This window comes from Natronospirillum operosum (assembly GCF_004768465.1).
Lineage (GTDB): Bacteria > Pseudomonadota > Gammaproteobacteria > Pseudomonadales > Natronospirillaceae > Natronospirillum > Natronospirillum operosum.
In genome coordinates this window covers 131,884-146,122 of sequence record NZ_SRMF01000001.1, presented here as the reverse complement: position 1 = coordinate 146,122, position 14,239 = coordinate 131,884, and the positions used below count along the sequence as shown (strand labels likewise).

11 protein-coding genes are annotated in these 14,239 nt (G+C 63.3%); 9 read left to right on the top strand and 2 right to left on the bottom strand.

The features are described from left to right. Window positions 1–11: 11 nt before the first annotated feature. From accC to coq7, 9 genes are all read left to right on the top strand, one after another. Window positions 12–1,352 (top strand): acetyl-CoA carboxylase biotin carboxylase subunit, encoded by a 1,341-nt coding sequence (gene accC, locus E4656_RS00725; RefSeq protein ID WP_135480281.1) that lies wholly within the window; start codon window positions 12–14, stop codon window positions 1,350–1,352. A gap of 91 nt (window positions 1,353–1,443) precedes the next feature. After that, window positions 1,444–2,364 (top strand): 50S ribosomal protein L11 methyltransferase, encoded by a 921-nt coding sequence (prmA, locus tag E4656_RS00720; protein ID WP_135480279.1) that lies wholly within the window; start codon window positions 1,444–1,446, stop codon window positions 2,362–2,364. Between the two features lie 62 nt (window positions 2,365–2,426). Further along, window positions 2,427–3,563, top strand: coding sequence for a DUF3426 domain-containing protein (locus tag E4656_RS00715; RefSeq protein WP_135480277.1), 1,137 nt, complete (start codon window positions 2,427–2,429; stop codon window positions 3,561–3,563). Window positions 3,564–3,700: 137 nt separating this feature from the next. Next, a complete protein-coding gene (gene dusB, locus E4656_RS00710; RefSeq protein WP_135480276.1) occupies window positions 3,701–4,702 on the top strand; it encodes a tRNA dihydrouridine synthase DusB in 1,002 nt (333 codons plus the stop codon). 2 nt (window positions 4,703–4,704) lie between these two features. Further along, complete coding sequence (gene fis / locus E4656_RS00705) at window positions 4,705–4,989, top strand: DNA-binding transcriptional regulator Fis (protein WP_276605961.1); 285 nt, start codon at window positions 4,705–4,707, stop codon at window positions 4,987–4,989. A 25-nt stretch (window positions 4,990–5,014) separates the two neighbouring features. After that, window positions 5,015–6,601 (top strand): bifunctional phosphoribosylaminoimidazolecarboxamide formyltransferase/IMP cyclohydrolase, encoded by a 1,587-nt coding sequence (gene purH / locus E4656_RS00700; RefSeq protein ID WP_135480274.1) that lies wholly within the window; start codon window positions 5,015–5,017, stop codon window positions 6,599–6,601. A gap of 49 nt (window positions 6,602–6,650) precedes the next feature. Next, entirely contained in the window at window positions 6,651–7,949 is a 1,299-nt protein-coding gene (purD, locus tag E4656_RS00695; RefSeq protein WP_135480273.1) for a phosphoribosylamine--glycine ligase, read from the top strand. Window positions 7,950–7,952: 3 nt separating this feature from the next. Next, on the top strand, window positions 7,953–10,232 hold the full coding sequence (locus E4656_RS00690) for a hybrid sensor histidine kinase/response regulator (protein WP_135480272.1): 2,280 nt from the start codon (window positions 7,953–7,955) through the stop codon (window positions 10,230–10,232). Next, a complete protein-coding gene (gene coq7, locus E4656_RS00685; RefSeq protein ID WP_135480271.1) occupies window positions 10,229–10,870 on the top strand; it encodes a 2-polyprenyl-3-methyl-6-methoxy-1,4-benzoquinone monooxygenase in 642 nt (213 codons plus the stop codon). Before E4656_RS00690 ends, coq7 begins: the two co-directional genes overlap by 4 nt. 971 nt (window positions 10,871–11,841) lie before the next feature. On the opposite strand, the gene proB is transcribed toward coq7, so the two are convergent. Further along, the gene (gene proB, locus E4656_RS00680; protein WP_135480270.1) at window positions 11,842–12,978 is read right to left on the bottom strand and encodes a glutamate 5-kinase; all 1,137 of its coding nucleotides are present in this window, start codon (window positions 12,976–12,978) and stop codon (window positions 11,842–11,844) included. Continuing rightward, complete coding sequence (gene cgtA / locus E4656_RS00675; RefSeq protein WP_135480269.1) at window positions 12,965–14,155, bottom strand: Obg family GTPase CgtA; 1,191 nt, start codon at window positions 14,153–14,155, stop codon at window positions 12,965–12,967. Before cgtA ends, proB begins: the two co-directional genes overlap by 14 nt. Window positions 14,156–14,239 lie beyond the last annotated feature (84 nt).

Sequence of the window (14,239 nt, the reverse complement as noted above, 5' to 3'; positions counted from 1 at the left end):
CAGGTGCCGTGATGCTGGAAAAAGTACTGATTGCCAACCGGGGTGAAATTGCCCTGCGCATTATGCGCGCCTGCAAGGAGATGGGCATCCGGACGGTGGCCGTCCACTCGCAGGTGGACCGCGACCTGAAACACGTCAAACTCGCCGACGAGGCTGTCTGTATTGGACCCAACCCGAGCGCCGACAGCTACCTCAATATTCCGGCCATCATCGCTGCGGCCGAAGTCACCGGTGCCGTGGGCATTCACCCGGGCTACGGTTTTCTGGCGGAGAACGCCAATTTTGCCGAACAGGTGGAGAACAGCGGCTTTACCTTTATTGGCCCCAAGGCCGAGACCATCCGCCTGATGGGCGACAAGGTGTCGGCGATACGGGCCATGATCAAGTCTGGCGTACCCACAGTGCCCGGTTCGGGCGGTCCGTTGACCAATGATGATCAGAAAAACCTGAAGATGGCGCGCGAAATCGGCTATCCGGTCATCATCAAGGCCGCAGCAGGCGGTGGTGGTCGCGGCATGCGCGTCGTGCACAGTGAAGCCAGCCTGATCAGCTCGATCTCCATTACCAAATCGGAGGCCGGTGCAGCTTTCGGCGACGACACCGTCTACATGGAGAAATTCCTGGTCAATCCGCGCCATGTGGAAGTCCAGGTTCTGGCTGACGGCAAGGGCAACGCCATTCATCTGTACGACCGTGACTGCTCACTGCAGCGCCGGCACCAGAAGGTACTGGAAGAAGCACCTGCACCCGGCATCGACCCTCAGGCCCGGGCTGATGTGCTGGCCGCCTGTACGCGCGCCTGCAACGAAATCAATTATCGCGGCGCTGGCACCTTCGAGTTCCTGTACGAAGACGGACGCTTCTTCTTTATCGAGATGAACACCCGGGTCCAGGTGGAACACCCGGTTTCCGAGCAGGTGACCGGTGTTGACATCATCAAGGAGCAGTTGCGCATTGCTTCCGGCCTGCCGATGTCCTTCAAGCAGGAGGAAATCCGGGTGCTGGGCCATGCCTTCGAATGCCGCATCAACGCCGAGGACTCCAAGACCTTCATGCCCAGCCCCGGCAAGGTAACGCAGTTCCATCCGCCGGGCGGTTTCGGCGTGCGCTGGGATTCTCACCTGTACAATGGTTACAGCATCCCGCCCTACTACGACTCCATGGTCGGCAAGCTGATCACCTATGGTGAGGACCGTCAATCTGCCCTCTCCAAGATGCGGGTAGCCCTGGACGAACTGGTCATTGAAGGCATCAAGTCCAATATCGACCTGCACAAGTGGCTGGTCCGTGATGAAGGCTTCAAGGCCGGTGGAATCAACATCCACTACCTGGAAAACAAGCTGATCAAGTAGGAAGCAGCACCGACGCGTCATGGTATGCTTTGAAGGGGCCCGGGGCCCCTTCTTTCGTTACGCCTGCATCCACACCAACTGCGGAGAACTCATGGCCTGGCTCAAACTGCGGCTGCATCGACTGCGCCCGGAACAGATTGAAACACTGGAAGACGCCCTGCTCGGGCTGGGCGCGCAGGCAGTCACGCTGGAAGATGCCGCTGACGAACCCGTGCTGGAGCCGGGCCCCGGGGCCACCCCCCTGTGGTCCTCTTCCGAATTCACAGCCCTGTTCCCCGCCGCTACCGATATAGAAGCTGTGGTACAGGCACTGCAGGCCCAGTTGCCGCTGCCGGCTGTCGACGTGCTGCCCGACTGGTCTTCCGACCTGCTGGAAGACAAGGACTGGGTACGCGCCTGGATGGACCACTATCATCCGATCAGCTTCGGCGAGCGCCTCTGGATCTGCCCCAGCTGGCAGGCCCCGCCCGACCCCGATGCAGTCAATCTGATGCTCGACCCCGGGTTGGCCTTCGGTACCGGCACCCACCCGACCACGGCACTCTGCATGCGCTGGCTCAATGATCAGGCTGCCGCCGGTGGCCTGCAGGACAGCACAGTGCTTGATTTCGGCTGCGGTTCCGGCGTGCTTGGCATAGCAGCCCTGCTGCTGGGAGCCCGGCGCCTGGTCGGGGTCGATATCGATCCGCAGGCGGTAACCTCCACCCGTCAGAACGCCGACCGCAACGGCATCGACCCGGCACGCTATGCGGTCATGCTGCCGGACGCCCTGCCGGCGGACACCGAAGCGGATGTGGTGCTGGCCAATATCCTGGCCGGTCCGCTGATCGACCTGGCCCCCACCCTGCTGCGCCATCTGCGGCCGGGTGGCTGGATAGTACTGTCCGGTGTCATTCGCAGCCAGGTCGAAGAAGTCTGTGCTGCCTATGACAGTGAATTGACGGAAATGACCGTGTCATATCAGGACGACTGGGCTAGAATCTCCGGCCGACGCACCGACACGCCAATCTGAAATCCGGCGCGTCTGCTGTCGACCGACACTGATTACCGGTATCGCAGAGAACCAACGCAACCATGGCCGCAACCGAATCCACGCGCTGTCCGCACTGTCGCACTGCCTTCCGGGTTACCGGCGAGCAGCTTGCGGCCGCGCGCGGGGCGGTGCGCTGCGGCAGTTGCCTGAAGGTGTTCAATGCGCGCGAGCATCTGCTGGACCCTGCCACCCGCCGCGCCCGGCCCGGCCCGGCCACAGAACGCCGCCCCGAACAGCCGTTCCGGCAGGCTCCGGAGCCGGCTGACGAAAGTCGCCGTTTTGCCGCCGATGATGACGAGTTGCTGTTCGGTCTGGATGCAGACGAAGACCTTGTCTTCATGGACGACGAAGATGACGAGACAGACGAGCTCGACTTCGGCGAGGAGAAGACAGTCGAGTTCAGCGACTCCTTTCTGGCCCTGGACGATGAGTTGCCGCAGCGGCGGGACACCGTTCTCCGCGACCAGGAGCCGGACACCGACGCCGGCGCCGATGACAGCTGGGCTCTGGACATGCTCGCAGATATCGAGCGCGAAGAGCAGGCGCAGAAGCCGGAACGCCATGACCAGTTCTCACTGCAGGGTGATGAACAGCCCATTGCCTTCGGCCGGGACAGCAAGCAAAGCGCCCCCGCCTCGCCATCCCGACGCCATACCACCCTGGCGCATCAGGACCTGGATGACCTGGCGGCCGCTGCCACCGCCCCGGACCGGCACCAGGGCCTGTGGCTGAGTGCCGCTCTGCTCGCCGTAGTACTGATCGCCCTGCAGATGCTGTGGTGGGAGCGTGACCGCCTCAGTCAGCAACCCGTGCTGGCCCCCCTGTATGCCCAGGCCTGCCAGTGGGTCCCCTGCCAACTGGCTGATCGCGGCCCCGATGTGGGTGCCATTCGGGCCCTGAGTTCGGTTTTGCGGCCCCTGCCGGATGGGCGCATGCGTCTGGATGCGGTGTTCATCAACCGGGGGGACCGCCCAGCTCCCTTCCCGGTGCTGCGGCTGTCCATCCGGGACGGCCAGGGCGAAGTAGTGGCTGACGGCCTCTTTGCCCCGGAAGACTATGTCGGCGGCGAACTGCAGCCGGGTGATCTGATGCCGGCCGGAAGGCCAATCAGCATCAGTCTCAACATCAATCAGCCAGTCGATAATCTGGGTAATTTCCAGTTGACTTTTCACTACTGATCGTTCCGTCCCAATCTTTTCACTAAAACGCTGCAAAGCCTTGAGAAACCGTGGCCTGGCGCTTTTCTAACGGGGCCGGAATCAGTATCATACGCCGCCCGTGCTGACCACAAAATGATCAGGATACCGTGCTGCCCATGCCCACGCTGACAATCGGCCCCCATCAGATCGACCCGGCGTTGGTACTGGCGCCCATGGCCGGCGTGACTGACCGAACCTTTCGGCGTCTCTGTCGGCAGTTGGGCGCGGGGCTGGCAGTCTCCGAGATGGTGACTGCAGATACCCGGCTCTGGAACTCGGGCAAGTCGCGGTTGCGCCTGGCGCAGGCCGATGACGATGGGCCGGTCAGTGTGCAGATAGTGGGTACGGAACCGACACAGCTGGCCGAGGCCGCCCGCCGCAACGAAGCCCTGGGTGCCGATATCATCGACATCAATATGGGCTGCCCCGCCAAGAAGGTGTGCAGCAAGGCGGCTGGCTCGGCGCTGTTGCGTGATGAAGCCCTGGTCGGACGCATTCTGTCCGCCGTAGTGGCAGCGGTTACCGTGCCGGTAACACTGAAGATCCGTACCGGCTGGGCACCGGAGGAACGCAACGGCGTCACCATTGCCCGTATTGCCGAACAGTGTGGCATTCGGATGCTGGCCGTACATGGGCGGACCCGGGCCTGTCGGTTCAGGCCGACCGTGGAGTATGACACCATCCGCGCTGTCTGTGCGGCCACAGAGATACCGGTGTTGGCCAACGGTGACATCATCGATGGCCCCAGCGCCCGGCATGTTCTGGACTATACTGGCGCCGACGGCCTGATGATCGGTCGCGCTGCGCAGGGCAACCCCTGGATTTTTCGGGAGATTCAGCATTATCTCGCAACCGGAGAGGTGGTAACCCCGCCAAACCTGGAGGAACAGCAAGCCGTATTGCTGGAACACCTGGAAGGTTTGTACCGTCTTTACGGCGACTGGTCAGGGGTGCGCATTGCGCGCAAGCACGTGGGCTGGTATCTACAGGCCCGCGCGGACGCCAAAGACGTCCGCAAGCAATTCAACTGTCTGGAGACCCCGGACGCTCAACGAAAACTGATACACAGCTACTTCAACCGTGTATCCGCACGACAGGAAAGTGACCAAGCAGCATGAATATGAATTCAACTGAGGTATCCATGACACAATCCACTCACAGTGGTGACGAGCAACATGCCCCCACGCTGCGTGACAGTGTTGAGACCGCCATGAACAACTACTTTCAGAATCTGGACGGCCAGGACGTCAACAATGTGTATCAGATGGTTCTGTCTGAAGTGGAAGCGCCGATGCTGGAAGTCGTCATGCGCTACACCCGTGACAACCAGACTCGCGCCTCGCAGATTCTGGGCCTCAACCGGGGCACTCTGCGCAAGAAACTGAAGCAGTACGGCCTGCTTTGATCTCTGTCTGCCAACAGGACTGATTATGCGAGCCACGGTATCCCTGCAACGAGCCCTGCTCAGTGTGTCCGACAAGACGGGCATTGTTGAATTCGCCACCGCACTGCATCAGCGTGGCGTGGAACTGCTGTCCACAGGCGGTACCTACCGCCTGCTGCGTGAACACGATCTGCCGGTGGTCGAAGTATCGGAGCACACCGGTTTCCCCGAGATGATGGATGGTCGCGTCAAGACCCTGCATCCGAAGATTCATGGTGGCATTCTGGGCCGCCGCGGGCAGGACGATGCCATCATGAACGATCACGGCATTGCGCCCATTGATCTGGTAGTGGTCAACCTGTACCCCTTCGCTGATGTCACCGCGCGCCCGGACTGTGATCTGGCCACCGCCATCGAGAACATCGATATCGGTGGTCCGACCATGGTGCGCAGCGCGGCCAAGAACCATCAGTGGGTCTCCATTGTGGTCGACACGACCGACTATGACCGCGTGCTGGAAGAGACCGACCGTCTCGGTGGCGTGACGCAGAGAACCCGCTTTGATCTGGCGCTGAAGGCTTTCGAGCACACCGCACGCTATGACGGCATGATCGCCAACTATCTGGGCAGTATCGACCAGTCGGCTGACCGCCTGAGCACGGACGATCGCCTGCCCTTCCCGCGCACCTGGAACCAGCAACTGGTGCATGCGCAGGGCCTGCGCTACGGCGAGAACCCGCATCAGTCGGCAGCCTTCTATGTCGACCCCGACGCCGCCGAAGCCTCCGTGGCGACGGCCGAGCAACTGCAGGGCAAGGCCCTGTCGTTCAACAACATTGCCGATACGGATGCGGCACTGGAGTGCGTCAAGGCCTTCGACAACCCGGCCTGTGTAATCGTCAAGCATGCCAACCCCTGCGGCGTGGCCACCGGCGAGACCATTCTCGAGGCCTACCAGCGCGCCTTCAGGACCGACCCGACCTCCGCTTTCGGTGGGATCATAGCGTTCAATCGCCCGCTGGATGCCGCCACCGCCAAGGCCATCATCGACCAGCAGTTCGTGGAAGTGATCATTGCGCCCATGATCAGCGACAGCGCTCATGATGTGGTCAAGGTCAAACCCAATGTGCGCCTGCTGGCCTGTGGCGACTGGGACACGGCCGAGCCCGGCTTCGATTACAAGAAAGTCACCGGCGGCCTGCTGATTCAGGACCGTGATCTGGGCGCAGTCGGTCAGGACGAGCTGCGGGTGGTGACCCGCCGCCGACCGACCGCTGATGAGCTGCGGGATCTGCACTTCGCGTGGCGGGTCTGCAAGTACGTCAAATCCAATGCCATCGTCTATGCCCGGGACGAGATGACCATCGGCATCGGCGCCGGCCAGATGAGTCGCGTGTACAGTGCCCGCATCGCCGGCATCAAGGCTGCCGACGAGGGTCTGGTCGTGGAAGGATCGGCCATGGCCTCCGATGCCTTCTTCCCCTTCCGTGATGGTCTGGACCAGGCCGCCGAAGCCGGTATCCGCGCGGTGATACAGCCCGGCGGCTCGATGCGGGACGAGGAAGTGATCGCGGCGGCCGACGAGCATGACATTGCCATGGTCTTCACCGGCATGCGGCACTTCCGGCACTGAATCAGCCGCTGGCAACAGCAGCAACCACAGCTACAGACAGGACTCTGGGATGAACATACTGGTTATTGGCGCGGGCGGTCGTGAACACGCCCTGGCCTGGAAGGCGGCTCAGTCCCCGCTGGCCACAAGGGTTTATGTGGCACCCGGCAATGCCGGCACGGCGCTGGAGCCGGACATAGAGAATGTGCCGCTGGATATGGCGGATCACGCGGCGCTGATCCGGTTTGCGCGCGAACACGACATCGGTCTGACCATTGTCGGCCCCGAAGCCCCGCTGGTGGCGGGCATCGTGGATGATTTCCGCGCCGCCGGCCTGACCATCTTCGGGCCCACGCAGGCCGCCGCCGAACTGGAAGGCTCCAAGGCCTTCACCAAGGACTTCCTGGCCCGGCATCGGATCCCCTCCGCCTTCTACGGCGTCTTCACCGATGTCGACCCGGCCGTGGACTACATCCGTGCCAAGGGTGCCCCCATCGTGGTCAAGGCCGACGGCCTGGCGGCTGGCAAGGGCGTCATTCTGGCGCAGACGGAAGCCGAGGCAGAGGCGGCCGTAAATGACATGCTGGCCGGCAATCGTTTTGGTGAAGCCGGCGCCCGGGTGGTGGTGGAAGAGTTTCTGCAGGGCGAAGAGGCCAGCTTTATCGTCATGGTCGACGGTGACCATATTCTGCCCATGGCTACCTCGCAGGATCACAAGGCAGCCCTGAATGGCGATACCGGCCCCAACACCGGCGGCATGGGCGCCTACTCGCCGGCACCGGTGGTGACCCCGGCGCTGACCGAGCGGGTGCTGCAGGAGGTTATCCGCCCCACGGTGGATGGCATGAAGGCCGAGGGCCGCACCTACACCGGTTTTCTGTATGCGGGCCTGATGATTGCGGCCGACGGCACACCCAATGTGCTGGAATACAACTGCCGCTTCGGGGATCCGGAAACCCAGCCCATCATGCTGCGTCTGGAATCCGACCTGGTTGAACATTGCCTGGCAGCCTGCCGGGGCGAGCTGGAGCAGCAGACCGCTCGCTGGTCCGAGCAGCCGGCTCTGGGTGTGGTCATGGCGGCCGGCGGCTACCCGGACAGCTACCGCAAGGGTGACGTTGTCAAAGGGCTGGAGCAGGCAGCACAGCTTGCCGGCAAGGTATTTCATGCCGGCACCGCGCTGAACACCGATGCCGCCAGCCCCGAGGTGCTGACGGCAGGTGGCCGCGTGCTGTGCTGTACCGCGCGTGGTGACAGCGTCAGCGCCGCCCAGCAGGCCGCCTATGCACAGGTAGAGGCCATTCGCTGGGCCGACTGCTACTATCGCACCGACATCGGCCATCGGGCCATAGCACGCGAGAGGGGATGATCCATGGTGTCTGCCGGTCGGTGGTTGCTGCTCGCGCTGGGCCTGCTGGCCACCCTGCCGACCACCATGGCCGACAGCCTGGATGCACTGGACCTGAAGGCCGACTTGCTGGTCGCCGACAGGGACGCCATCGCAAACCCGGCTGAGCTGGCCACCCCACCCTGGCAGAACCAGCGCGTGCCGGTCTCGCCGCTCAATATTCGCCAGACCCTGAGCGGGCAAACCGGCTGGTTGACGCTGGTCCTGGATGTGCCAGCCGAACTGGCCGGCCAGACCGCCTACCTCAGTCTGTCGTTTCCGGTGGTGCTGGCCGACCTGACGGTCTGGGGACCAGACGGACAACCGGTGACCGCAGACCTGGTGCCCGGCATCGGCGGTCTGGCACTGCCGGTGGCACTGGACGCCGGGCTACAGCAGTGGACTCTGCGCCTGCACGGCAATCGCCAGTTGTCGCTGCGCACCCAGGTTCACACCCCGGCCGCCCATGGCCGCAATCAGCTCCTGTACAGTCTGTGGCTGTTCGGCCTGGCCGGCGCCGGGCTGCTGGCGGCCAGCAGTCTGGCCATTATTCAGGCCCGCCGCCTGTATCGCTCCGAACGCCGGAGCAATGACGGGCGCTGGCTGCTGTGGCCGAGCTATCTGCTGGTCATGGTCCTGTTCGCCAGCAGTTGGTACCTGGGCCTGTGGTCGCTGGTCGGCCTGAACATTACCGACAATCAGCTGCATCTGGCTAGCGTACACAGCGTCCCCGGCCTTCTTCTGGGGCTGGCCACCGGCCTGCTGATACTGATCTGGTGGCAGCGCAGCCTGCACAATCCTGTCTATCGCCGCGCCGTGCTGCTGGTCATTCCCGCCGCCACGGCGCTGGGTTATGCGCTCGGACCCTGGGTACTGCAGTTCATCCTGCTCGGCCTCTGTGTGATTCGCCTGCTGGGCTATGGCGTACGGCGCCATGATGTACACGCCCTGCCCGTGGTGGGCGCCACGCTGAGTCTGCTGCTGTGGCTCTTTGTCGAACTGCTGCAGCAGAGCCCGCTGGGTATCGCCGGCCCCTTTGGTCTGCTGGTACCGACCGGCCTGCTGGCGCTGCATGTGCACTTCGTCTATCAGAGCTATTTTGTCCGCCGCCGCCAGGCCGGACCGTCCTTCGCACGTGATACCGGCCTGACGCTGAATGACAGCCAGACCACGGTGCTGCTGCGCAAACTGAACCACGACCTGCGCTCGCCGATTCACGGGGTGCTGGGCATGACCAACCTGCTCAGCGAAACCGCACTCAACCGTGACCAGCAGGAATATGTGGCCACGACCCACAACGCCGGGCTGCAGATGCTCAACCTGGCCGACGAAATGCGCGCCCTGACCCGCATTGCCAGTGAGCAGATCCATGTCCGCCCGAAGCCAGTTGATCTGAATGCCTTCCTGCACGAAATCGTCAATCCGTTCGCCCGTCTGGCCAGCCAGAAGTCCATCGAAGTAGTCACCGAGGTGTTGTCCAATGTGCCCACCCGGGTGATGATCGACAGCGACCTGGTGGCACAGGTGCTGCGTATTGTTCTGGACAACAGCGTGAAGTTTACCGAGGAAGGCGTGATCGAGGTTGCCATCCGGCGCGAGGGCCAGCGGCGGCTGCGCATCAGGGTGGACGATACCGGGCGCGGCGTGAAAGAAGAGGATGTACGGGGCCTGTTCGAGTTCCAGGGTCTGCACGGGAGCGATGATCAGGGGCACTCTGATGTCCGGCTGGGGCTGCCCATTGCGCATGCTCTGGTGCGGGCCATGGGCGGGCTGATCGGCATCAGCAGGGCGGCGGAAAAAGGCTCCAGTGTCTGGATCAGCCTGCCATTCGAGCCGGCCCCTGATGACGAGCCCGAACGCACCCGACCGGAACTGAGTCCGTTGCAGCAACAGAAGGTGCTGGTGGTCGACGACCATCTGGCCTCACGCAAGGTACTGGAAGACCAGACCCGGCACTGGGGCATGCAGCCCGAAATGGCCTCCAGTGGCAAGGAGGCGCTGGCCATCCTGCAGAGCCATATGTATTTCCATCAGCCATTCGATTGGGTCATCATTGACTACAGAATGCCGGAGATGAATGGCCTCGAACTGCTGGAAAAAATCAGGGCCAATGAAGGCCTGCGTGCCCTGCAGGTGATTGTGATGACCGGCATTGACCTGCACTATGTGGAGCAGGCGGCAGAAGATCTCGGGGCCGTGGCCGTGCTGGCCAAGCCGGTCAACCCGCGTCAACTGATGGCGCTGCTGCAGGAGGACATGACATGAGCCGACAACTGAGCCTGATCGATCGCCTGTTGCAGCAGGCGGACAATGCCTTGCGCAGCTTCGCCCCCGGGGCGGTACAGAGCCGGGGCCCGGTCCCCGGGGCGGACCTGCCCGAAGCCGAGCTGACCGAATCCGAGCGCCGGCATGCGGCCGGGCTCATGCGGGTCAACCACACCGGGGAGGTCTGTGCGCAGGCACTGTACGCGGGCCAGGCCACCACGGCACGGCTGGACGATGTACGCGCGCAGATGGAAGAGGCCGCTGCCGAGGAGCGCGATCATCTGGCCTGGTGCGAGACGCGGCTGCGGGCGCTGGAGGCGCATCCGAGTGTGCTGAACCCGGCGTTCTATGCGCTGTCGTTCACGCTGGGCGCCACGGCAGGCGCGCTGGGGGATCGCTGGTCACTGGGTTTTGTCGCGGCAACGGAGGATCAGGTGAGTCAGCACCTGGAATCGCATCTGGAGCGCCTGCCGGCAGCAGATTTGCGCAGTCGGGCGGTGGTGGCGCAGATGCTGGAAGACGAACAGCGCCATGCCGACCACGCCCGCGCCGCCGGCGGAGCCCCCTTCCCGCTGCCCGTGCGGCGGCTGATGACGGCCATGTCCAAAGTCATGACCGCCACCACCTACAGGGTCTGATCTCGCCTGGTTCAAGTTTGGCAGAAGTCCTTGTCGGTGGCAGGGGGTATCGGGAACGCCGTAAACCCGTCCCTGGGGGCTGGCGCGAAAACATCCCTGTTTTCGAGCCTCCCGCTACCCCCATGCCACCGACAGACTGCACCTCCTGTGCCACCTGCCGAACGGATCGTCGCCACGCGCGGAATTGGTGCCAATGCCGCCTGATGGCGGGGTGTGCTGACCGCAGACACGCAAAAAACGGCATCCATGCCGGCTCGAGCACGGCCGTCCCTGGCCGTGCACGGTCTGCGGCTCAGCACACCACCGCCCGGCGGCCGCACCATCAGCGCCTCTGTTCAATACAAGCTCTGTGTAGCGAAGGACGCAAGTTCCGACAAACGAGGCACCACAACCTGTAGTGAGGGACGCAAGTCCCGATTGGGCCGATGGGCCCACAAAAAGGGCGACTACGCCGCCCATCGCGACTTGCGTCGCTCGCTACAAATATCGGCTTGTGCCTCGTCATCGGCACTTGCGTGCCTCGCTACAAGACCCGGAGTTTGGTTCTCCCCGGGCGCTGAGGAAGCGTTCTGGGCATTATCAATCCCACAACTTTTGCAGGCTTTGAGCCTTGCTCAAGCATTTCAAGACGTTGCGCCCATGAGTGGCCGAGGGTCACCGCCTACATGGGCTGGGGGGCACGGTTGGAGTCGCCTGCCGGGTACAGGCCCTGAGAGACCGTTTGCGGCCAGGGATGGCCGCAACCGAGCTGTCAGGGACAAAAACGCCGGGAGCGTTTTTGCATGAGCGAAGCGAGCCCGAAGGGTCAGGCCCAGGGACGGGCCTGATATGAGTATTTTGCGTGTCTCACAGGGTCTGTACCCGAGCCTGGCGACGGTCCGCTCGGCACCCCGACCACGGCGGCAGGGCCACAATGGCCTACCCGAGCTCGGCGACGGCCCGTTTGGCCGCAAGTCAAAACAACCCGCCGCTCAGACCGTCACGAGGTTGTCGCGGTGAACCAGTTCGGGTTCGCTGATATAGCCGAGAATGGACTCGATCTCCGCCGACGGGCGGCGCAGAATGCGGCGCGTTTCCTCGACGCTGTAGTTGCACAGCCCCCGCGCCACCAGCTGACCATCCTGATCCAGGCAGTCCACCACATCACCGCGGCGAAACTCGCCGTCGGTCGCGGTCACACCCACCGGCAGCAGGCTCTTGCCCTGCTCCCGGATGGCCCGCACCGCACCCGGGTCGACCCGAATCCAGCCCTTGGACTGCAACTGCCCCGCCAGCCACTGCTTGCGCGCTGCCAGTGGTTCGGCATCCGGCAACAGGCGTGAGCCCAGCCGTTCATCCTGACGCAGACGCGTCAGTACCTGCTCTTCGCGGCCACCGGCAATCAGCGTCAGGGCACCGCTGCGCGCCGCCAGGCGCGCGGCCCGCACCTTGGTCACCATGCCGCCCCGACCCAGCGCCCCGCCACCGGAAGCCACCGTCAGCAGATAGGGATCGTTGGCCCGCGCCTCGCTGATCACCGTGGCTTCGGGATTGTGACGCGGGTCGGCATCAAAGATGCCTTGCTGGTCGGTCAGTATCACCAGCGCGTCGGCTTCCACCAGATTGGCCACCAGGGCACCCAACGTATCGTTGTCACCAAAACGGATCTCGTCGGTGACCACGGTGTCATTTTCATTGATGATCGGCAGCACCCCCAGCCCCAGCAGCGCGCGCAGCGTGGAACGGGCATTGAGGTAACGCTGGCGATCCGCCAGATCGGAATTGGTCAGCAGAATCTGCGCGCTGCGGATGTCATGCGCCTGAAAACAGCCCTGATAGTGGCCCACCAGTCGGCTCTGGCCCACGGCGGCGGCGGCCTGCAGCAATTCCAGTTCATGCGGCCGTTCCTGCCAGCCGAGTTCGGTCATGCCGGCCGCTACCGCACCCGAGGACACCAGTACCACTTCCAGTCCGTCGGCGCGCAGGCGGGCAATCTGCGCCGCCCAGTCGCTGATCCGGTCATGGTCTATGCCGGCCCCGTTGTTGGTCAGCAGCGAACTGCCGATCTTGACCACCCAGCGGCGGCTGGTGCTCAGCTCATGGGGTACGGCGCCATCAGTAGGGTGCATACTCGATTTCCACATCATGGTCATCATCATCGTCGTCATCGTCCTTGCGATCACGACGTGCCCGACGCGCAACCGCCACGGCAGCAATGCGCTCCCGGGCCTCCTCTTCTATCTGCCGCCGCGTGTCTGCGTCGGCCTGCTGCGCCTCCGGGTCATCGGCCAGACGCTCGCGCATCTCGGTCAGATGCCGGGACGCATCCTGAACCAGAGTCTGCAGGCCATCACCGCTGAGCGCCGAGATCGGATACACTGGCCCGGTCCAGCCCATGGCGTCGACTACGCGAGCCACGGCCTCATCCCGGTCTTCCGGCGGCAGCATGTCCAGCTTGTTCAGTACCAGCCAGCGTGGTCGTTCCATCAGGGTAGGGCTGAATTTCTCCAGTTCCTGCAGGATGACGCGGGCGTTGTCTTCGGGTCGGGTTTCATCCAGCGGCACCATGTCGACCAGATGCAGCAGCAGCCGGGTACGTACCAGATGCTTGAGGAAACGGATGCCCAGACCGGCGCCATCAGCAGCCCCCTCGATCAAACCCGGAATATCGGCAATCACGAACGACTGCAGACTGTCAACCCTGACCACACCCAGATTGGGCATCAGGGTGGTGAACGGATAGTCCGCTACCTTGGGACGGGCTGCCGAAACCGCCCGCACCAGCGTCGACTTGCCGGCATTGGGCAGACCCAGCAGGCCCACATCGGCCAGCACCTTGAGTTCCAGGCGCAGGTTGCGGGATTCACCCATGGAGCCCTTGGTAAACTGGCGTGGTGCCCGGTTGACGCTGGACTTGAAGCGGGTATTGCCCAGACCGTGAAAACCGCCCTGAGCAATGCGTACCTGCTGACCATGCTCGGTGAGATCCGCCAGCGTTTCGCTGGTATCCTGATCACGAATGGTGGTGCCCACCGGCACCTTGAGTATCAGGTCCTCGCCCTTGCGGCCGGTCATGTCGCGGCCCTTGCCGGGCTCGCCATTCTGGGCCTGATAGCTGCGCTTGTACTGGTACTCGATCAGTGTATTCAGGTTTTCGTCGGCTTCGAACCAGATCGAGGCCCCATCACCGCCATCACCGCCATTGGGACCGCCCTTGGCAATGAATTTTTCACGCCGGAAGCTGACACAGCCATCTCCGCCCTTGCCGGCCTGGATGTGGATGGTCGCTTCATCTACGAATTTCATGTGCTGTCCAGCTCATTGTGTACCGATACGAAAAGAGCCCTGTTACTGTCGCAACAGGGCTCTTCAGTCTTTGGAACCTCAGGC